Raw genomic sequence first — 20,007 nt, 5'->3', positions numbered from 1 at the left:
CGTCACGCCCCAGTGAGCTTCGCGAACTTCGCCTCGTAGGCGGTCTCTTCCTTCGAGCTCAGCGAGCGGAAGGAGTGCGACTTCGCCTGCATGGCCTTGTCAGGGATGATCAGCGGGTTGTTCGCCGCATCCTCGTCGATCTTCGCCAGCGCGTCCTTCACGCCGTCCACGGGGCAGACGTAGTTGATGTACGCGGCGAGTTCGGCGGCCGGTTCCGGCTCGTAGTAGTAGTCCATGAGCCGTTCGGCGTTCGTCTTGTGACGCGCCTTGTTGGGGATCAGCATGTTGTCGCTGGACGTCAGATAGCCGCTGTCCGGGATGACGAAGTCGACGTCGGGGCTGTCCGCCTTCAGCTGTACGACGTCACCGGCCCAGGCGATGCAGGCCGCGAAGTCGCCACTGGTGATGTCCGAGGTGTAGTCGTTGCCGGTGAAGCGGCGGATCTGGCCGCTGTCGACGCCCTTCTGGAGGCGGGCGATCGCGGCGTCGTAGTCGTCGTCGGTGAACTTCGCCGGGTCCTTGCCCATGTCCAGCAGCGTCATGCCCATGCTGTCGCGCATCTCGGTGAGGAAGCCGACGCGGCCCTTCAGCTTGGGGTTGTCGAGCAGGTCGGAGACCGACTTCACCTCGATGCCGTCGAGCGCCTTCTTGTTGTAGGCGATCACCGTGGAGATGCCCTGCCAGGGATACGAGTACGCCCGGCCCGGGTCCCAGTCGGGGCTGCGGAACTGGCCCGACAGGTTGGCGTAGGCGTGCGGCAGGTTGGACGGGTCCAGTTTCTGGACCCACCCGAGGCGGATGAGGCGGGCGGCCAGCCAGTCGGTGAGGACGACGATGTCGCGGCCGGTGTCCTGACCGGCGGCGAGCTGCGGCTTGATCTTGCCGAAGAACTCGTTGTTGTCGTTGATGTCCTCGGTGTACTTGACCTTGATGCCGGTCCGCTCGGTGAAGGCGTCGAGCGTCGGGTGGTGTTTGCCGCTGTCGTCGACGTCCATGTACTCGGTCCAGTTGGAGAAGCTGACGGTCTTCTCCTCGGCCGAATGGTCGTCGGCGGCCGTGCCGCCCTCGGTCTTGCCGGCCGCGGGGATTCCGCAGGCGCTGAGCGCGCCGAGGCCGCCCAGCGCCAGGGCGCCTCCCGTGGAGGCGCGCAGCAGCGACCGTCGGGTCATCGCCGCCCTGCCGTTGCGGAGACTGCGCCGCATGGCGGCCACTTGGGCCGGGCTCAGGCGGTCGGGCTCGTAACTTGCCATGCGCGTGGTGCCCTTTCGGGAGGGTCGGCCGTGGTCGGCGGCCGGTCGTCGTCGCTCTAACAGTCCCCGAAGATGGTGCGGTGCCAGGGCTTGCGGGCCACCGCCGTGTTATCGAACATAACGTGCTTTACCTGGGTGTACTCCTCGAACGAATACACCGACATGTCCTTGCCGAAGCCGGAGGACTTGTAGCCGCCGTGAGGCATCTCGCTGATGATCGGGATGTGGTCGTTGACCCACACGCACCCGGCCTTGATCTCGCGCGTGGCGCGGTTCGCCCGGAAGACGTCCCGGCTCCACGCGGAGGCCGCCAGCCCGTAGGGGGTGTCGTTGGCGAGCGCGATGCCCTCGTCGTCGCCGTCGAAGGGCAGGACCACCAGGACCGGCCCGAAGATCTCGGACTGGACGGCCTCGCTGTCCTGCGCGGCGTCCGCGATCAGGGTCGGGCGGTAGTACGCGCCGTTCTTGAGATCCCCCTGCGGAACCTCACCGCCGGTCACCACGCGCGCGTAGCCACGCGCCCGGTCGACGAAGGCGGCGACCCGGTCGCGCTGGACGTGCGAGACCAGCGGGCCGAGGTCGGTGCCGGGGGCGAAGGGATCGCCGAGCCGGACGGTCTCCATCAGGGCGGCCGTCCGCTCGACGAACGCCTCGTAGAGGGGACGCTGCACGTACGCGCGCGTGGCGGCCGTGCAGTCCTGCCCGGTGTTGATGAGCGCTCCCGCGACCGCGCCGTTGGCGGCGGCCTCCAGGTCGGCGTCGTCGAAGACGACGAAGGGCGCCTTGCCGCCCAGCTCCAGGTGGAGCCGCTTCACGGTCGCGGTGGCGACCTCGGCGACGCGCTTGCCGACGGCGGTGGAACCGGTGAAGGAGGTCATGGCGACGTCGGGATGCCCGACGAGGCGCTCACCCGCCTCCCGTCCGGTCCCGGTGACGATGTTGATCACACCGTCGGGGATCCCGGCCTCCGTCGCCGCCTGGGCGAAGAGCAGCGAGGTGAGCGGGGTGAGCTCGGCGGGCTTGAGCACGATGGTGTTGCCCGCCGCGATCGCCGGGAGGATCTTCCAGGCGGCCATCTGGAGGGGGTAGTTCCAGGGCGCGATGGAGCCTACGACGCCGATGGGTTCGCGGCGGACGTAGGAGGTGTGGTCGCCGGAGTACTCACCGGCGGACTGGCCCGCGAGGTGGCGGGCCGCGCCGGCGAAGAACGCGGTGTTGTCGATGGTGCCCGGCACGTCGAACTCGCGGGTCAGCTTCAGCGGCTTGCCGCACTGGAGGGACTCGGCGCGGGCGAACTCCTCGGCCCGGTCGGCGAGGACGGCGGCGAACCGGTGCAGCGCGTCGGAGCGCTCGCCCGGCGTGGCCCCGGCCCAGCCCGGGAAGGCGGCGCGGGCGGCGGCGACCGCCGCGTCGACGTCGTCGGCGCCGGCCAGCTCGTAGGTGAAGACCTCCTCGCCGGTAGCGGGGTCGATCACGGCGTGGGTCCGGCCGGATGTGCCGTGCCGGAGACGGCCCCCGATGTACTGAGCGCCGTCCGCGAAACGTTCCTGTGCGGGGAACCGGTCCTGCATGTCGCTCTCCTCCGCCTTCGCCCCGCTGTGCGCGGCGGCGGCTGGCGTAGCTCCAGCTTGATTTGATTGCCGATCCTGACAGAGCAAGGGCACTCCAACAAGTGATTCCGTTGTTGCCTTTTGGTTACGCGACGGAATCTGTCGGTGACGGGTCGACCAGGTGTCGAGTCGGAGTGGAAAAGGCGGGACGCACTGTCAGTGGCGCGTGCCACACTCGCGTGCATGGAGAAGATCGACAGCCGGGAGGCCCTGGTCAGGCAGGTCCGGACAGGGGCGAAGATCAAGTATCTGCATTTCTGGGGGCACCGCCCGCGGCCCGACGGCCGGCTGGGCTCGAGCTGCCTGAGCCAGTGGTGGCCGTCACCCTTCGTGGCCGAGGGGGTCGCCTATCCGACGGCCGAGCACTGGATGATGGCGGCGAAGGCCCGCCTCTTCGAGGATGCGGAAGCGGAGAAGCGGGCGCTGGCCGCGAAGTCACCGGCCCAGGCGAAGAAGGAGGGGCGGCTGGTGCGCGGCTTCGACGAGGCGACCTGGCAGCGGGAGCGGTTCCGGATCGTGGTCGAGGGCAGCGTCCACAAGTTCTCCTCGGACGCGGGGCTGCGGGCCTTCCTGCTGAACACCGGCGAGCGGGTGCTGGTGGAGGCGAGCCCCGTGGACCGCGTCTGGGGCATCGGCCTCGCGGCGGACGACGAGGCGGCGATGGATCCGCAGCGCTGGCGGGGGCCGAACCTGCTGGGGTTCGCGCTGATGGAGGCCCGGGAGAGGGTGCGGGCGGCGGCCTGAGCCCCGGCTGCGGCGGGGCGCGGCTGCGGCGGGGCGCGGCCCGCGGCTGCTGCGGGGCACCCGGCTCCCCCTGTCCCCGTCCTTCCGCTACAACCCCGGGCTCGCCGAGGTGGACGGCCGGGCGGAGTCGCCGGCGCTCGCACCTGCCGCCGGACCGGCACCCGCCGGGGCCTCAGGAATGCACGATCACCAGCACGCCCAGTCCGATCGCGAGCGCGATGCCCACGCTTCCGCAGATGATCCCGGCCAGCGCCTGCCCGGGGTTCGAGGCCTCGCCCCGCCTGGCCTTCCCCCGCCCGACCGCGCCGAAGGTGACGCCGAGGACGCCGAGCACGACGGCCAGCGGCCACATGCAGAAGCCGACGGCGGAGACGATCCCGAGCACGAGTCCGGCGATGCCCATGCCGTTGCTGTCCCCCGCCCCGCCGGGCCAGCCGTAGGGGCCGGGAAAACCGCCCCCGTAAGAGGGCGGGGTCGGGTAGCCGTAGCCGCCCGGATATCCGTACGGGATCCGGCCCGGCCCGTGGGGCGCGAGGGGCGGCGGAGGAACCGCCCCGCCCGGGCCGGGCGGACCGAAGGGGTTGACGGGCGGGCCGCCGGCCGCCGCCGTGCCGGGATAAGGCGGTGGGAAGGACCCGAACGGATCGTTCATCGGCGGGTTCCCGAAGGGCGTGGCCCAGGGCTGCGGGATGGCGTCCGCGGGCGGCGGGGGCACGCTGGGCAGCGCGGTGACCGTCCACTGGTCGTGGACGGCCGGCGGCGCCTGGCCCGGGGGGACGGGGGCGGGTGCGGGTTCCGGGGGCGGCGTCTCGTTCGCGGCGATCGTGTGGCCGGGCCCGCTCCGCGCGCTGTCGCCGGGGGCCGCCCAGGGGTTCGGCGCGACGGGCGAACCTGCCGAGCCGGCCCCGCTCTCCGAGGTGCCCGCGGTGCCCGACGTGCTCGTGTCCGCCGTCCGTCCCTTGTCCAACGGCACCTTGGGAGCCGCGTCCTGCGGACCGTCGGCCCCGTCCGGAGCGGGCGCGGGCCACGGATCCCGGGCGGCGTCACCGGCCGGAGTCGGCGCGTCGTCGGACATGCGTGGATCCCCTCTGTCGCCCTCTGCCCCGCGTTCCGCCAGGCGTTCGGTCCTGCGCGTACCGTCCTGCGCGTTCCTTCGTGCGTTCCGTCGTCCGTACACCGTTCCGCTCTGCGTACGTTCCGTCATGTTACGGCCCGGGGCCGGTGCGGTGGGCGGCGGCCCGTGCGGTCGCGGAACGGTCCGCGACACGGCGGCGGCCCGTGCCGCGGCCGAGGCCGACGGCCTTCTCCGGGACCGCTCCGCCTACGATGATCCCGAGTCATCGATCAGCCGATCACCCGCGTCCCGTCCGGCCCGCTCGGCCCGGGGCGCCGTCCCGGGGAGGACCCCATGACCGACCGCTTCGACGCATCCGCCGCAGCCCCGGGCTCCCCCGCCCCCGGCTCCCCCGTCTCCGGTGCGCCCGCCGGTCCCACCGCGGCCGCCGCGTCCGGCGCCCGTGACGTGCACGCCTTCATCGCCGGGCTCCCCAAGGCCGAACTGCACGTCCACCACGTCGGTTCCGCCTCCCCCCGCATCGTCTCCGAGCTGGCCGCCCGGCACCCCGACTCCAAGGTGCCCACCGACCCCGAGGCCCTGGTCGACTACTTCACGTTCACCGACTTCGCCCACTTCATCGACGTGTACCTGTCCGTCGTGGACCTCATCCGCACTCCGGAGGACGTCCGGCTGCTGACGTACGAGGTCGCCCGGGACCTGGCCCGTCAGCAGGTGCGGTACGCCGAGCTGACCATCACCCCGTTCTCCTCGACCCGGCGCGGCATCGACGAACTCGCCTTCATGGACGCTATCGAGGACGCCCGCAAGGCGGCCGAGGCGGAGTTCGGCACCGTGCTGCGCTGGTGCTTCGACATCCCCGGCGAGGCCGGCCTGGAGGCCGCCGAGGAGACGACGCGGCTCGCCACCGACGACCGGATCCGGCCCGAGGGCCTGGTCTCCTTCGGGCTCGGCGGGCCCGAGATCGGCGTACCCCGCCCGCAGTTCAAGCCCTACTTCGACCGGGCCATCGCCGCCGGGCTGCGGTCGGTGCCGCACGCCGGCGAGACCACCGGACCGCAGACGGTGTGGGACGCGCTGACCCACCTGCGCGCCGAGCGCATCGGGCACGGCACCAGTTCCGCGCAGGACGAGAAGCTGCTCGCGCACCTCGCCGAGCACCGCATCGCCCTGGAGGTGTGCCCGACCTCGAACATCGCCACGCGCGCGGTCCGCACCCTGGACGAGCACCCGATCAAGGAGTTCGTGCGGGCCGGTGTCCTGGTCACGATCAACTCCGACGACCCGCCCATGTTCGGCACCGACCTCGACAACGAGTACGCGGTCGCCGCCCGCCTCCTCGATCTCGACGAGCGGGGTCTCGCCGCCCTCGCCAAGAACGCGGTCGACGCGTCCTTCCTGGACGAGGTCGGCAAGGCGCGTATCAGGGCCGAGATCGACGCCTACACGACGGACCGGCTCGCCCCCTGAGGACCGGCGGCCGCCACAATGGGCCCCATGCGCAACGTGACTGCCGTGGCCCATCGCGGCGACCCCTACCGCTTCCGTGAGAACACCGTCGACTCGCTGCGTTCCGCGCTCGCCCTGGGCGCGGACGCCGTCGAGCTCGACGTACGGCTCACCCGGGACGGTGTGCCCGTACTGCTGCACGACGCCACGCTGAAGCGGCTGTGGGAGCAGGACCGGCCGCTGCTGTCGCTGTCCGCCGCCGAGGTGCGCGGGCTGACGGCCGGCGCGGTGCCGACCCTCGAGGAGGCGCTCGCGGCCACCGACGGCAGCCGGCTGATGCTCGATCTGCCGGGGACGCGGGAGGTGCGCACGGCACGGCGGATCGTCGACGCCGTCCGTGAGGCCGGGGCGGCGGACCGGGTCTACTACTGCGCCGACGCCACGGCGATGCTGGCCGTGCGCGCCGCCGATCCGTCCGCCGAGATCGCCCTGACCTGCACCAGCCTGGCGCCTCCGCGGCCCGCGCTGCTCGACGCGGTGAAGCCGCGCTGGCTCAACTACCGTTTCTCCCTGGTGGACCGGGACCTGGCCGCCCGCGTCCGCCACGGCGGTCACCTGCTCTCCGTCTGGACCCCCGACACCCGCCGTTCCATGCGCCGGCTCATCGACCTGGGCGTCGACTCCATCACCACCAACCGGATCGAGGTGCTTACGGCTCTGCGCGAGCGGGGCCGACCGCGCGGGCGGAGCTGACCCCGGAAGGGGACGGCCCCGCCGCGTACGCCGGCGGCGAGATCGCCTGGGCGTCCGCTCCCTCGCCGAGCCACAGCCGGATCAGCAGCGCCGCCGTCGCCTCCAGCAGACCGGCCCTGTCGAGTCCCCCCGCGTTCAGCGGCTCGCAGCCGAGATCGCGGACGAGCCGGCGTACGACCGACAGGGCCGCGTCGTCGTCCCCGCACAGCGGGACCGCCAGGGGGCGGCCGTCGAAGACGGGCGGGGTCAGGCGCCAGACGTCGACGTGGCACAGGTTGAAGGCCTTCACCACTTGCGCGGTCGGCGCGGCGGCGGCGATGCGTTCGGCCGCCGACGGGCCGCCCGCCGTGAGCAGGCCGAAATCCCGGCCCACCGGATTGGTGCAGTCGATCAGGACCCGCCCGCGCAAGGCCTCCCGCAGCCCGCCGACCACCTCGACCACGGCCTCGTACGGCACCGCGAGCAGCACCGCGTCCGTCCCGGCCGCCGCCGCCTCCCGCAGCCCTCCCGAACGGCCCCCGACGACCACCTCGTGACCGGCCCGCCGCCACTGCGTGCCCAGCGCGTCCGCCATACCGCCCGTACCGAGAATCCCCACGCGCACGGCTCCTCCTCCTGTCCACGGATCTCCGGGCCATGGATCCCGAGCCGCGGACGTGCGTTCCGCGGATCTGCGTTCCATGGATCTCCCACGACAGTAGGGAGGCGTTCAGGCACCATTCGGTACGTGGACACCGACCTCGCGTTCCTCGCCGACTGCAGGACCCGGCTCGCCTTCGACCTCGTCTCCCACACCTGGAACCCGGTGGTGATCTGGGCCCTCAAGGACGGACCCGGCCGCCCCGGTGAGCTACGGGCGCGCATCGGCGGGATCAGCCAGAAGGTGCTGACGCAGACGCTGCGCCGGCTGGAGTCCAACGGGCTCGTCACGCGGCGGGCGTACGGCGGGTCGCCGCCCCGGGTGGAGTACGAACTCACCTCCCTGGGACGGACGTTGCTCCCGCCGATCCAGGCCTTCGGCGCCTGGGCGCATGACCACGGGGACGAGGTGACCCGGGCCCAGGACCGCTACACGCGCGAGGCCTGAGGGACCGTCGCCGGGTCGGCAGGCGTCTCGCGGGTGACGTACTGCGGAACCGGTGTGTCGTCCTCGCCGGTGTCACGGACCAGGCCGTAGCGCCCGGCGCCCTGGCCGGGGCCGCTCGTGACGTCCTTCTCCACGGCGTCGAAGGTCGTCGGGAAGACGTTGAGGCCGTAGTCGGCACCCCGCTCGTTCACGGTGAGGGTGACGCTGCCTGCGAGGTAGAAGTACTCGTTCTGCCACATCTGCTGGGTGCCGGACGGCAGGACGATGTAGCCGGTTGCCGCGCTGCCCATGCCGGTGGCGGTGGTGTCCGTGGCGCTGACCGGGTCGTCCATCCGACGGCCGCCGCCCGACGCCACGTGGAAGAGCTTGCCCTTCAGCCCCGTCCAGCTCGGCATGGCCAGGGCGCCCGACCGGTACTGCGGCGATATCTGCCAGCGCACGAGGACATATCCCCGGCCGCTGAGCGTCACGCCGTCCCCGCGGTGGTTCATGGTGGCGTGCGCGCCGCCGGTGCTGGTGACGCCGGACGCGGGCCGCTCGGGCAGGGCGGCGGGCGGTGTGTCCGGGTCGGGCGCGCGGTCGACGGCGTCGACGACGCTGCCGTACCGGTCCGTCCCGCGCTCGCTCGCCGACGCCGAGGGGGACGGCGACGGCGCGCCGGAGCGGGACGGGGACGGGCCGGGGGAGGACGGTGCGGCGGCCACGCTCGCCGTCGTGGGCACGACGGCCGCGCGGGCGGGCGGGTCGTCGGGGGTCTGTACGACGACGTAGGCGCCGCCCGCGGCGAGTGTCGCGCCGGCCGTGACCGCGACGGCCGGCTTGGTGAGCGCGGTCAGCACCTTCGCGGACCAGCCGACGGAGGCCGTGCCGGTGGCCGCGGCGGCCGTCTTGCCGCCGAGGGCCAGGGAGATCGTGAACCCGGCCGGCACCGGGACCAGCGCGATCCCGACGAGCAGCCGTTCCGCCGGTACGACGGACTCGCGGGCGTCGCCGCAGTAGCCGCAGCCGCGGATGTGCCGGGCCAGCCGCTTGCGCCACACGGAGTCCGGCCGGCCGTTCCAGCGGGCGGTCAGTCCGCGCAGGTCGGAGCAGGCGCCGTCGAGGGCGCGCACGATGCCCCGGGAGACCTCGAGACGCTCCTTGACCCGCTGGACGCGTACGGCGGCGTGCTGCCGGCTGATGCCGACGGCCGCGGCCAGCTCGCGACGGGTGAGCTCGCCCGCGACCTCCAGCCACCACAGGGACAGCAGGTGCCGGTCCTCGTCGTCGAGCCAGCGTGCCGCCTCCGCGACCTCGCGGCGCTGGCCCTCCAACTGCAACCTGAGGACGGTGAGTTCGGCGAAGTCGGCGGCTTCGCCGGAGGGTACGCTCTCCGCCAGGCGCTGCGGCGTCCTGCGGCGGGCGCGGTCCCGGATCTGCCGCACGGCGATCGCCACCAGCCAGGACCGGAAGCTGTCGGGGTCGCGCAGCGAGCCGAGGTTGTCGACGGCGCGCAGCATGGTCTCCTGCACGACGTCGTCGACGTCGGCGTGGCCGTTCAGGGCGCGGCCGACGATGTTGTAGACCAGCGGCAGCCAGCCCGCCACCAACTCGTCCAGCGCCCGCCGGTCGCCGGCCTGCGCGTCGGCGATGGTGGCGCGCCAGTGCCGGCCGGCCTCGGCGTACGTGCTCATGCCCGCACCCTCTCAGCCGGGACCCCGCTGTGGGCAATGTCGGAGATCACACCCAGGGAGACGACCGGGACGGCACCCGGATAACACTTTTCGCCCTGCGAACCGGCCCGGGCCGACCGGGCCGCCCCAGGCCGCGACCCCGGCCACCCCCCCCGGTCCGGCAGCGGGACCCATGGGGTCCGGGACGGCACCCGTAAGGGGCTACCCGAGTAACTCACCTACTCCGTAAAGAAGTTGCTCAGGGTTTCCCCAGGGTCGGGCACCCTCCTCGGCGACGATCCGCGGTGGGCGCGCACCGGCGGAAGATCGTGGCGAGTCCTCCGGCCCCCTTCCTCTGGAGCCCCCGTATGCACGCTCGCCGTCGCACCGCCGTCCTCGCCGCCTCCCTGGTGGCCGTCCTCACCGCGGGCCCGCTGGCCGCGACCGCCGCCGCGGCGCCTGCGCAGGCCCCGGCCTCCACCGCGGCCCCGGCTTCGACCCCGACCCGCCCCGCGACCGCCCCCGACGCCGAAGCGCTGACCGCCGCGCTCGCCGGACTCCCCGACCAGGACGCGACCGCCGCCCTCGTCCGGGTCGGCGGCACCGACGGCGCCTGGCGCGGGAGCGCGGGCGTGCACGACCTGGCGAGCGCCTCGCCGGCCGACCCCGACGCCCGCTTCCGGGCCGGTTCCACGACGAAGGTGGTGACGGCGGCGGCCGTCCTGCGCCTGGCGGCCGAGCGGCGGATCGACCTGAACACGCCGATCCAGCACTATCTGCCCGGGCTGCTCGGCGGGAGGTTCCGGCCGGTCACCGTACGGCAGCTGCTCAACCACACCAGCGGCATCCCGGCGGGCGACGGCCTCGGCAACTCCTTCGAGGAGGTGTACGCGCACCGCTTCGACACACTCACTCCGCAGCAGGTCGCGGCCTCGGCGGCGGCGAAGGGGCCGGAGTTCCGCCCGGGCGCGCAACAGCACTACCTGAACATCAACTACACGATCCTGGGCCTGCTGATCGAGAAGGTGACCGGCCGCTCGTACGCCTCCGAGGCCACCCGCCTGGTCCTGGCGCCCGCGGGCATGAAGGACACCTACTTCCCCGGCGCCGAGCCGCGCATCGCCGGTCCGCACAACCGCGGCTACCAAGCGGTGAAGGGGGCCGACGGGACGACGGAGTTCGTGGACGTCACCGAGTGGAACCAGTCGGACCGGTTCGCGGCCGGCGACATGATCTCCACGACCGCGGACCTGGAACGTCTCCTCACCTCCCTCTTCCGGGGCCGCCTCGTCCCCGGGCCCCAACTGCGGGAGATGTTCACGGTCCCGGCGCACATCGACGGCGCCACCTACAGCGCCGGGCTCCAGCGCTTCCCGTACGAGGGGAAGGTCTACTGGCTCAAGTCGGGCGGCCGGTACGGCTACAACACGCTGATCGCCGGCACCCGCGACCTCGGCCGCACCCTCGTCTACTCGGTCAACTCCACCGACGCCAAGGGCCAGGACATGAACCCGGTGGCCCAGCGCATCGCCATGGCCGCGCTCAAGTGACGGCCCGGCGGACTCACCCCCGCGAGACCGCGGACGGCTCCGCGGAGGGAGTGGGCCGGGCCGACGACGACCCGCTCGGCTCACCGGCCGTGGTCGGTTCCGGCGACTGACCGCGGCCGCGTTCGGGGGTCGGGACAGCGGTGTCGACGGGGGCAGTCGACGTCCGCGGGTCCGGGGCCGGCGTGACCCCCTCGGTAGGGCGCTCGGTGGCCGGCTCGGGCGAGGGCGACGATGCCGGCGACGGCACGGTCGGCGGACCGCTCACCGACGGCGGGGCCAGCGGGACGGTGGGACGCGCGGGCGCGTCGGACCCCGTCAGGTGCAGCGGCAGCAGCACGGCGAACGCGGCGATCCCGCAGGTCGCGCCGACCCCGACGACGGTCCGCAGCAGCCGGCGGCGGACGGCTCCGCGGCGGATCTCCTCGTAGCGGCCGGGCGGTGGGCCGAGATGGCCGGGGACGGCGCCCAGGATGACGGTCAGAGGGTCGTCGGGGTCGAGGTCCGGGCCGTCGTCGAAGTCGTCAGTGGGTGTGATCAAGGCTTCTCCTCAGGTGGGCGCGGAGCAGTTCGCGGGCCGCGTGCAGGTCGGCCTTGACGGTTCCTTCCTTGCGCCCGGTCAGCACGGCCACCTCCCGGATCGGCATGTCAGCGTAGTAGTGCAGCAGGATCGGGACGCGCAGCCGGTCGGGCAGGGACTGCACGAGCAGCCGCACCGAGGGGTCGGCCGGCTCGGCGGACGGGGCGACGACGGCCTCGACGGTGGCCCGGCGCAGCGCCCGGCGCTCGCGTTCGAGCTTGCGCCAGTGGTCGCGGACCAGGTTGGCGGCGGTGACGAAGAGGAAGCCCTGGGGCTCCGCCACGGCCGTCCAGCGGGCCCAGAGCCGGGTGAACGCCTCCGAGGCGATCTCGTGCGCCGTCTCGTCGTCGTCGACGAGGCGCCGGCACCAGCCGGCGAGGCGCGGGTAGAGGGCGGCGAACAACTCGGACGCCGCCCTCTCGCGGGACCGAGCGGGCCGTTTCAACGTTCTCCCGCGGGAGTCAGGGTGGCGAAGACGATCACGTTGTCGCGGTATCCGTCGCCGGAACGCGGGCCGCCGCACGTGATGAGACGCAGTTCTGGCCGGTCCACGTTCCCGTAGACCTCCTCGGTCGGGAACTCCGCCTTCTCGACGGTCGTCACCTCGGTGACGGCGAACTCGGCCGTCGTGCCGTTCTCCAGACGCGCCCCGATCCGGTCGCCCCGGCGCAGCCGGTCGAGGTGCCGGAACACACCGTCCCCGTACGTGCCGACCGTGACATGGGCGAGGATCACCGACGGCCCGGTCTGTCCCGGCGTCGGCGAGTTCTCGTACCATCCCGCGCGGTCGTGTTCCTCGACCGGGGGAACCCGCACGCTGCCGTCGGCGGCCAGCCCCAGCCGCATGACCTCGGTGTCGACCCCGATAGCCGGAATCCGCAGCCCGACCGGCACCGAGCGCGCGAGGGGACGCGCCGCCCGGACGGAGGGGGCGGAGGAGGTACCCGGCGTACGTGCGGCGGCGCCCGGAACAGCAGGCTCCGCCGGGTCGCCGGCGCAGCCGGCCACCAGCGGCGCCGCCAGGGCCGTCAGGATCAGGGCGCGCCTGGAGAGCGGACTCATGCGCCGGTCGCCCTCCGGCGCCGTACGACGTAGAAGCCCGTGCCGGCGGCCGCGAGCACCGCGGCCGCGCTGCCGCCGATCAGCCCGCCGTGTCCTTCGGAGGGCTCCCCGACACCGGTGTCGGCCCCACCCCGCGGCACGACACCGACCTGGCTCGGAGCGGCGGACGGAGCCGTGCCGGCCTCGGTCGGGGCCGGCACCGGGGTCGCGTCGCCGCCCGCCTCGGTGGGGGCCGGGGACACGCTCCGGTCCGCGGTGGTGGGGACGGGCGCCGGCGTCCCGCCGTCGGCCAGCGCGGGCGCCGCGCCCACCAACAGGGCGGTGCCCGCAACTACCAGGGCGGCGAGGCCCGTTCGCGGCATGAGTCGCATGAATCGCTCTCCTTCATCGGTCCGTTGACGGATCGGACGAAGAGACGAGACAGCCCCGGAACAGGTTGTAAAGAGATGGCAAAGCCGTAGCGGGGGGTGATCACAGAAGGAAACGGCCCCCGGTCAAACCAGGGGCCGAACTCTGACAGAGGGCGCCGAAAAACCCCACACCCAGCCGCCCCACGCAGGGGCGCGGGGAACTGCGCGACCAGCCACAGCGGACCCGCACCCGAACACCGCCAACCGCGGCCGCGCCGTAGCCGCAGCCGCAGCCGCACAACGACCCCCGCAGCCCAGCGGAGCGCTACGCGTCGAGGGACGTCATGACGTGCTTGATGCGCGTGTAGTCGTCGAAGCCGTAGCCCGACAGGTCCTTGCCGTAACCGGACTTCTTGAAGCCGCCGTGGGGCATCTCGGCGACCAGCGGGATGTGGGTGTTGATCCACACGCAGCCGAAGTCCAGCTTCTTGGACATCCGCATCGCGCGGCCGTGGTCCTTGGTCCACACCGAGGAGGCGAGGGCGTACTCGACGCCGTTGGCCCACTCGACCGCCTGGTCCTCGTCCGTGAAGGACTGGACGGTGATGACCGGCCCGAAGACCTCGTTCTGGATGATCTCGTCGTCCTGCTTCAACCCGGACACGACGGTCGCGGCGTAGAAGTAGCCCTTGTCGCCGACCCGCTGTCCGCCCGACTCGACCTTGGCGTGGGCGGGCAGCCGCTCGATGAAGCCGGACACCTGCTGGAGCTGGTTGGGGTTGTTCAGCGGGCCGAAGAGCACGTCCTCGTCGTCCGGCTGCCCGGTCTTCGCCTCCGCCGCGGCCTTCGCGAGCGCGGCCACGAACTCGTCGTGGATGCCCTCCTGGACGAGGACGCGAGTGGCCGCCGTGCAGTCCTGGCCGGCGTTGAAGAAGCCCGCCACGGAGATGTCCTCGACGGCCTTGGCGATGTCGGTGTCCTCGAACACGACGACCGGCGCCTTGCCGCCCAGCTCCAGGTGAACGCGCTTGAGGTCCTTCGACGCCGACTCGGCGACCGACATGCCCGCGCGCACCGAGCCGGTGATGGAGGCCATCGCCGGGGTCGGGTGCTCGACCATCAGCCGGCCGGTGTCGCGGTCACCCGTGACGACGTTGAAGACGCCCTTGGGCAGGATCGAACCGACGATCTCGGCGATCAGGACCGTGGAGGCCGGCGTGGTGTCGGACGGCTTGAGCACCACGGTGTTGCCGGCCGCGATCGCCGGCGCGAACTTCCACACGGCCATCATCATCGGGTAGTTCCACGGCGCGACCTGCGCGCAGACGCCGACCGGCTCGCGGCGGACGATCGAGGTCATCCCGTCCATGTACTCGCCGGCGCTGCGTCCCTCCAGCATCCGGGCCGCGCCCGCGAAGAAGCGGATCTGGTCGACCATGGGAGGGATCTCCTCGGAGCGGGTCAGCCCGATCGGCTTGCCCGTGTTCTCCACCTCGGCCGCGATGAGTTCCTCGGCCCGCTCCTCGAACGCGTCCGCGATCTTCAGCAGGGCCTTCTGGCGCTCGGCGGGCGTCGTGTCGCGCCAGCCGGGGAACGCCTTGGCGGCGGCCGCCATCGCGGCGTCGACGTCCGCCGGGCCGGACAGCGGCGCGGTCGCGTACGCCTCGCCCGTCGCCGGGTTGACCACCTCGGTGGTCCGTCCGTCGGCGGCGTCCCGGAACTCACCGTCGATGTAATTGCGCAGACGACGCAGCTCGGTGCTCACTGCCGGCCCTCCAAGTTCGGTGTCCATTGACTGAGACACCCACAGTAATCCTTGCCTCGACGTTTTCAACACCCCTGATCCCGTCGAGACTGCGGAATCCGCAGATCTCTCACACGTAAACAACGAATTTCATCGCCCCGACCTTGCGGAACTGTCGATACGTCGTGCACAGTGAGCCCGTGGCCAGTCGAAGCGCAGAGCACAGGGACTCCCGCGAGTCCAGGAACGGCAGCACCCCTCACCTGGATGCCGTCAGCCTCGCCATCATCCAGCAGCTCCAGGAGGACGGCCGTCGGCCGTACGCCGCGATCGGCAAGGCGGTCGGCCTCTCCGAGGCGGCCGTGCGCCAGCGCGTCCAGAAGCTGCTGGACCAGGGCGTGATGCAGATCGTCGCCGTCACGGACCCGCTGACCGTGGGCTTCCGCCGGCAGGCGATGGTCGGGATCAACGCCGAGGGCGATGTCGAGGCCATCGCGGACGCGCTGACGGACATGGCGGAAGTCGAGTACGTGGTGATGACCGCGGGCTCGTTCGACATCCTCGCCGAGATCGTCTGCGAGGACGACGACCACCTGCTGGACGTCATCAACAAACGCATCCGTGCCCTGCCGGGCGTGCGCTCGACCGAGAGCTTCGTCTACCTGAAGCTGAAGAAGCAGACCTACATGTGGGGAACCCGATAACCGTGAGGACCCGATAACCGTGAGCACCAAGGACCTCAGCCGCACCGCGTACGACCACCTGTGGATGCACTTCACCCGCATGTCCTCGTACGAGAACTCCCCCGTCCCGACCATCGTCCGGGGCGAGGGCACCTACATCTACGACGACAAGGGCAGGCGCTACCTCGACGGCCTCGCGGGCCTGTTCGTGGTCCAGGCCGGCCACGGCCGCGTGGAGCTCGCCGAGGCGGCGTTCAAGCAGGCGCAGGAGCTGGCTTTCTTCCCGGTGTGGTCCTACGCCCACCCGAAGGCCGTGGAGCTCGCCGAGCGCCTCGCGGACCACGCGCCCGGCGACCTGAACAAGGTCTTCTTCACGACCGGTGGCGGCGAGGCCGTCGAGACCGCCTGGAAGCTCGCCAAGCAGTACTTCAAGCTGCAGGGCAAGCCGACCAAGTACAAGGTCATCTCCCGCGCGGTCGCCTACCACGGCACCCCGCAGGGCGCCCTGTCCATCACCGGTCTGCCGGCCCTCAAGGCGCCCTTCGAGCCGCTCGTGCCGGGCGCGCACAAGGTGCCGAACACCAACATCTACCGCGCCCCGCTCTTCGGCGACGACCCCGAGGCCTTCGGCCGCTGGGCCGCCGACCAGATCGAGCAGCAGATCCTCATGGAGGGTCCGGACACGGTCGCCGCGGTCTTCCTGGAGCCCGTGCAGAACGCCGGCGGCTGCTTCCCGCCCCCGCCCGGCTACTTCCAGCGCGTCCGCGAGATCTGCGACCAGTACGACGTGCTGCTCGTCTCGGACGAGGTCATCTGCGCCTTCGGCCGCCTCGGCACGATGTTCGCCTGCGACAAGTTCGGCTACGTCCCGGACATGATCACCTGCGCCAAGGGCATGACCTCGGGCTACTCCCCGATCGGCGCCTGCATCATCAGCGACAAGCTGGCCGAGCCGTTCTACAAGGGCGACAACACCTTCCTGCACGGCTACACCTTCGGCGGCCACCCCGTGTCGGCCGCGGTGGGCCTCGCCAACCTCGACCTGTTCGAGCGCGAGAACCTCAACCAGCACGTGCTCGACAACGAGGCCGCGTTCCGCTCCACCCTGGAGAAGCTGCACGACCTGCCGATCGTCGGCGACGTCCGCGGCAACGGCTTCTTCTACGGCATCGAGCTGGTGAAGGACAAGGCGACGAAGGAATCGTTCAACGACGAGGAGACCGAGCGCGTCCTGTACGGCTTCCTCTCCAAGGCGCTCTACGACAACGGCCTCTACTGCCGTGCCGACGACCGCGGCGACCCGGTCGTCCAGCTCGCCCCGCCGCTGATCTCCAACCAGGAGACCTTCGACGAGATCGAGCAGATCCTGCGCGCCACGCTGACGGAGGCGTGGACGAAGCTCTGATCGTCAGCCTGATCAGCTGATCAACACCGGCCCCGGCGTCGACCGTTCGAGTGAGAAACGGCGACCCGGGGCCGTGTGCTGTCCGGCCTTCCCCTCCTGGCTGCCTAGCGTGCGAGTGACCGATCGGCCCTGCCTTCGTTCCCCCGCACGGGGGATGCGCACGGAACCACAGATCTGAACCGAGGTGTACGCCCATGGAGGCCCCGCCGGACAACGACGTGCTGTGGGCACGCTCCCTGTACTTCACGCACCGCGACGGCTCACCGGCGCTCGGCGGTGTCTCGCTGGGCGTGCGGGAGGGCGAGATCCTCGCCGTCAGCGGACCGCGCGGCAGCGGCAAGACGACCCTGCTGCACTGTCTGTCCGGCCTGGTGCCCGCCCAGCGCGGCGAGGTCTGGTTCAACAGCGTCCCCGTCCACACGATGGGTCCGATGGCCCGCGAACGGCTGCGCCGCGACCGCTTCGGCTGGATCGACCCGGCGCCGGTCCTCGTCCCCGAACTCAACGTCTGGGAGAACGCGGCCCTCCCCCTGATGCTGCGCGGCACCAGCCGCCGCCGGGCCAAGGTCGCCGCGCTGGAGTGGCTGGACCGCCTGGACATCGGTGACAGGTCCCGAAGCCGCCCGCACGAGCTGACCCAGGCCGAACGCCAGCGGGTCTGCATCACCCGCGCCCTCGCGCCGGCCCCCTCGGTCCTCTTCGCGGACGAGCCGACAGCTCCCCTCCACCGCGCGGACCGGGCCCATGTCCTGCGCACCCTGACGACGGCGGCCCGCTCCCACGGCATCACCGTGGTGCTGGCCACCCACGACCCGGAGACCGCCGCCGTCGCCGACCGCACGGTGCCGCTGATGGACGGCCGCCGGGTGAAGACCGTCCATCTGCCGCCGGTCACGGAGCCGGAAGGCCGGGGGGCCGCGTGCTCGCTCTCCGTCTGACGCGCAGCGCCCACCCCGCCGTCCAGCTCCGCCGCCTGCTGGTGGCGACGGCCTCGGCGGGCACCGGCTTCCTGCTCCTGTCCACCCTCGGCCGCGCGCTGACCCACCCCGAGGCCCCGGCCACGTCCGTGCTCCGGCTCGCCTGGTGCGCGGTCCCCCTGGCCGCGACGGTCTACTTCGCCCTGGCGGTGGCCCGCACCGACCCCGGCACCCGCCCGCGCCCCGGCCTGGCGGCGATCGGACTGGGCCCGACCCGCCTGATGGCCGTCTCGGCGATGACGACCGCCCTGTCGACGCTGCTCGGCTCCATGCTGGCCCTGCTCCTCTTCCTGCACCTGCGCGGCGACCTCACGGGCATGCCGTTCGACGGAGCGGCCGACGACTTCCTGGCCGCGAACCAGCCCCTGCCGCTGCCGGCGTCCCTGACCCTGCTGTCCCTGGTCCCGGTGACCTCGTCCCTCGCGGTGGCCCTGATGCTCCGCCCGAGGGACACCCGCGTGGCGGCCCAGGCGGCGCCGAGGATGTTCGGCCGGTTCGGCGCCCACGGAAGGACGGGGGCGGGCGACAGGTTCGGTGAGTACGGCCGGTTCGGGGCCCGGTCGAGAAGCGCCCGGCCGGCGCCCCCGGCCCCGGACGCTCCTCCCCCCGACGCGACCCCCGCATCGGCGCCGGGCGGGCACCCCGCCGAAGGGGCCGTGGACCCGGCGGCGGGCGCGATCCCTTCGGCACCGGGCACCACGGCCCTGCCCACGGCGTCGGCTCCGGTCCCGGTCCTGGTGGGCGGAACGGCGCAGCCCCGGGCCGACGGCACCCCAGAGCCTCCGGCGCAGACACAGACACAGGCACAGGCACAGGCACAGGGCCAGGGCCAGGGTCAGGGACAGGCCCGGCCGGAGACACCGCCACTGACGCACCCGCCGCATCCCACCGCCCTCCCCTGGGGCATGGCGCTCCTCGCCACCGGCCTGGCCGTGGAGGCGTACGCCAACCGCACCGCGAACCCCAGCACCCTCCCCCTCCCCGGCGGTCTCCCCACCGGTCCCGCCGCGGTCCTCCTCGGCTGGACCCTGACCGCCGTGGGTCTCGCCCTCGCCGGGCCCGGCCTCACCCACCTCTGCGGGCGCCTGCTGCAATCGGCCCGTCCCGGCGCCCTCCGCCTCCTCGCGGGCCGTGGCCTGATGCAGGAAGCGGCCCGCATCGGACGACCGCTCGGCGTGGTCTGCGCGGTGGCGTCCGGCGCGTACACGATGGCCGCGCTGTACGACCCGGCCGACCCGGCCTTCGGCCCGCTCACCACCCTCGGCGCCGCGGTGGTGGCGGGCTGCGCGGTCGCCACGCTCCTGACCGCGGCCGTGGAGGCGAGGCAGGTACGCGCCGACACCACCGCCGCCCTGCTCCGCCTCGGCGCCCCGGCCAAGACGCTGCGCAGCGCCGCCGCCCTGCGCACCGGGGCCCTGCTCGCCCTGTTCGTCCCGCTGACCCTGGTCGTGGCCGAACTGGCGGCCCTCCCGCTGACCCGCTGAGCCCGCCCGTCCGAAAAAAAATCCCCGTCCCGCGATGAGTTCCGCACGGCCCCCCGGTCTACCCCCACGAAACGCCGTCACCAGCCGTACGAACCCCCTGGGAGAGACCCGATGACCACGCCGGCCTACCAGCAGATGATCTTCGTGAACCTGCCCGTGAGCGACCTCGCCGCCTCGAAGAAGTTCTTCACGGAGCTCGGCTACACGATCAACCCGCAGTTCAGCGACGACAACGCGGCCTCCGTCGTGATCAGCGACACGATCGTCGCGATGCTGCTCACCAAGCCGTTCTACTCGACCTTCACCAAGAAGGAGATCGCGGACGCGTCGAAGACCAGCGAGGTCCTGATCGCCCTGAGCGCCCGGAGCCGCGAGAAGGTGGACGAACTCGTCGACAGGGCGCTCGCGCTGGGCGGTTCGCCGAGCGGCGAGACGCAGGACATGGGCTTCATGTACGGCCGTTCGTTCGACGACCTCGACGGCCACACCTGGGAGGTCGTCTGGATGGATCCGTCGGCCGTCGCGAGCTGACCCACGGCGCGTCCGGCGCTGCCT

The 20,007-nt window shown here is 72.4% G+C and carries 20 protein-coding genes; 10 read left to right on the top strand and 10 right to left on the bottom strand.

What is annotated here, in order from left to right; translation table 11 throughout:
- Positions 1–2: 2 nt before the first annotated feature.
- Together QF030_RS29810 and QF030_RS29805 are read right to left on the bottom strand one after the other, a co-directional pair.
- Positions 3–1,250 carry a polyamine ABC transporter substrate-binding protein gene (locus tag QF030_RS29810; RefSeq protein WP_307165660.1) on the bottom strand — a complete coding sequence of 416 codons (1,248 nt, stop codon included), beginning with the start codon at positions 1,248–1,250 and terminating at the stop codon, positions 3–5.
- A gap of 56 nt (positions 1,251–1,306) precedes the next feature.
- A complete protein-coding gene (locus QF030_RS29805; RefSeq protein ID WP_307165659.1) occupies positions 1,307–2,821 on the bottom strand; it encodes a gamma-aminobutyraldehyde dehydrogenase in 1,515 nt (504 codons plus the stop codon).
- A 222-nt stretch (positions 2,822–3,043) separates the two neighbouring features.
- Here QF030_RS29805 and QF030_RS29800 point away from each other — a divergent pair, with 222 nt between their 5' ends.
- On the top strand, positions 3,044–3,604 hold the full coding sequence (locus QF030_RS29800; RefSeq protein WP_307165658.1) for an NADAR family protein: 561 nt from the start codon (positions 3,044–3,046) through the stop codon (positions 3,602–3,604).
- Positions 3,605–3,776: 172 nt separating this feature from the next.
- Here the strand turns inward: QF030_RS29800 and QF030_RS29795 are convergent, their stop codons facing one another.
- Entirely contained in the window at positions 3,777–4,679 is a 903-nt protein-coding gene (locus QF030_RS29795; protein ID WP_307165657.1) for a DUF4190 domain-containing protein, read from the bottom strand.
- A 333-nt stretch (positions 4,680–5,012) separates the two neighbouring features.
- Between QF030_RS29795 and QF030_RS29790 the strand changes: the two genes are divergently transcribed.
- Both QF030_RS29790 and QF030_RS29785 read left to right on the top strand, forming a co-directional pair.
- Positions 5,013–6,149: an adenosine deaminase gene (locus tag QF030_RS29790; RefSeq protein WP_373428826.1), complete on the top strand. Its 1,137-nt coding sequence runs from the start codon at positions 5,013–5,015 to the stop codon at positions 6,147–6,149.
- 27 nt (positions 6,150–6,176) lie between these two features.
- Complete coding sequence (locus QF030_RS29785) at positions 6,177–6,881, top strand: glycerophosphodiester phosphodiesterase (RefSeq protein ID WP_307165656.1); 705 nt, start codon at positions 6,177–6,179, stop codon at positions 6,879–6,881.
- On the opposite strand, the gene QF030_RS29780 is transcribed toward QF030_RS29785, so the two are convergent.
- The gene (locus QF030_RS29780; protein ID WP_307165655.1) at positions 6,838–7,485 is read right to left on the bottom strand and encodes an NADPH-dependent F420 reductase; all 648 of its coding nucleotides are present in this window, start codon (positions 7,483–7,485) and stop codon (positions 6,838–6,840) included. The genes QF030_RS29785 and QF030_RS29780 overlap by 44 nt on opposite strands.
- Positions 7,486–7,608: 123 nt before the next feature.
- Between QF030_RS29780 and QF030_RS29775 the strand changes: the two genes are divergently transcribed.
- Positions 7,609–7,968: a winged helix-turn-helix transcriptional regulator gene (locus QF030_RS29775; RefSeq protein ID WP_307165654.1), complete on the top strand. Its 360-nt coding sequence runs from the start codon at positions 7,609–7,611 to the stop codon at positions 7,966–7,968.
- On the opposite strand, the gene QF030_RS29770 is transcribed toward QF030_RS29775, so the two are convergent.
- A complete protein-coding gene (locus QF030_RS29770; RefSeq protein ID WP_307165653.1) occupies positions 7,950–9,641 on the bottom strand; it encodes an RNA polymerase sigma factor in 1,692 nt (563 codons plus the stop codon). The genes QF030_RS29775 and QF030_RS29770 overlap by 19 nt on opposite strands.
- A 347-nt stretch (positions 9,642–9,988) precedes the next feature.
- Here QF030_RS29770 and QF030_RS29765 point away from each other — a divergent pair, with 347 nt between their 5' ends.
- Positions 9,989–11,170, top strand: a complete 1,182-nt coding sequence (locus tag QF030_RS29765) for a serine hydrolase domain-containing protein (protein ID WP_307165652.1) — start codon at positions 9,989–9,991, stop codon at positions 11,168–11,170.
- A 13-nt stretch (positions 11,171–11,183) separates the two neighbouring features.
- Here QF030_RS29765 and QF030_RS29760 read toward each other — a convergent pair whose 3' ends face one another.
- From QF030_RS29760 to QF030_RS29740, 5 genes are all read right to left on the bottom strand, one after another.
- Positions 11,184–11,708 carry a hypothetical protein gene (locus tag QF030_RS29760; RefSeq protein WP_307165651.1) on the bottom strand — a complete coding sequence of 175 codons (525 nt, stop codon included), beginning with the start codon at positions 11,706–11,708 and terminating at the stop codon, positions 11,184–11,186.
- Positions 11,692–12,192, bottom strand: a complete 501-nt coding sequence (locus tag QF030_RS29755) for an RNA polymerase sigma factor (RefSeq protein WP_307165649.1) — start codon at positions 12,190–12,192, stop codon at positions 11,692–11,694. Before QF030_RS29755 ends, QF030_RS29760 begins: the two co-directional genes overlap by 17 nt.
- On the bottom strand, positions 12,189–12,809 hold the full coding sequence (locus tag QF030_RS29750) for a class F sortase (protein WP_307165648.1): 621 nt from the start codon (positions 12,807–12,809) through the stop codon (positions 12,189–12,191). The genes QF030_RS29755 and QF030_RS29750 overlap by 4 nt, the downstream gene beginning before the upstream one ends.
- Complete coding sequence (locus QF030_RS29745; protein ID WP_373428825.1) at positions 12,806–13,180, bottom strand: sortase-dependent protein; 375 nt, start codon at positions 13,178–13,180, stop codon at positions 12,806–12,808. Before QF030_RS29745 ends, QF030_RS29750 begins: the two co-directional genes overlap by 4 nt.
- 304 nt (positions 13,181–13,484) lie before the next feature.
- Complete coding sequence (locus tag QF030_RS29740; RefSeq protein WP_307165647.1) at positions 13,485–14,924, bottom strand: gamma-aminobutyraldehyde dehydrogenase; 1,440 nt, start codon at positions 14,922–14,924, stop codon at positions 13,485–13,487.
- A 164-nt stretch (positions 14,925–15,088) separates the two neighbouring features.
- Between QF030_RS29740 and QF030_RS29735 the strand changes: the two genes are divergently transcribed.
- The 5 genes from QF030_RS29735 to QF030_RS29715 all read left to right on the top strand — a co-directional run bounded on the left by QF030_RS29735 (position 15,089) and on the right by QF030_RS29715 (position 19,983).
- The gene (locus tag QF030_RS29735) at positions 15,089–15,607 is read left to right on the top strand and encodes an Lrp/AsnC family transcriptional regulator (RefSeq protein WP_307165646.1); all 519 of its coding nucleotides are present in this window, start codon (positions 15,089–15,091) and stop codon (positions 15,605–15,607) included.
- A 19-nt stretch (positions 15,608–15,626) separates the two neighbouring features.
- On the top strand, positions 15,627–16,991 hold the full coding sequence (locus QF030_RS29730) for an aspartate aminotransferase family protein (RefSeq protein WP_307165645.1): 1,365 nt from the start codon (positions 15,627–15,629) through the stop codon (positions 16,989–16,991).
- Between the two features lie 194 nt (positions 16,992–17,185).
- Positions 17,186–17,929 (top strand): ABC transporter ATP-binding protein, encoded by a 744-nt coding sequence (locus QF030_RS29725; protein WP_307165644.1) that lies wholly within the window; start codon positions 17,186–17,188, stop codon positions 17,927–17,929.
- Positions 17,911–19,452, top strand: a complete 1,542-nt coding sequence (locus QF030_RS29720; RefSeq protein ID WP_307165643.1) for a hypothetical protein — start codon at positions 17,911–17,913, stop codon at positions 19,450–19,452. Before QF030_RS29725 ends, QF030_RS29720 begins: the two co-directional genes overlap by 19 nt.
- A 111-nt stretch (positions 19,453–19,563) precedes the next feature.
- The gene (locus QF030_RS29715) at positions 19,564–19,983 is read left to right on the top strand and encodes a VOC family protein (RefSeq protein ID WP_307165642.1); all 420 of its coding nucleotides are present in this window, start codon (positions 19,564–19,566) and stop codon (positions 19,981–19,983) included.
- The last annotated feature ends 24 nt before the right edge of the window (positions 19,984–20,007 follow it).

The organism is Streptomyces rishiriensis (assembly GCF_030815485.1).
GTDB classification, from domain to species: domain Bacteria; phylum Actinomycetota; class Actinomycetes; order Streptomycetales; family Streptomycetaceae; genus Streptomyces; species Streptomyces rishiriensis_A.
The sequence above is the reverse complement of the archived record's forward strand: the minus strand, read 5'-3'. Positions and strand labels throughout refer to the sequence as shown.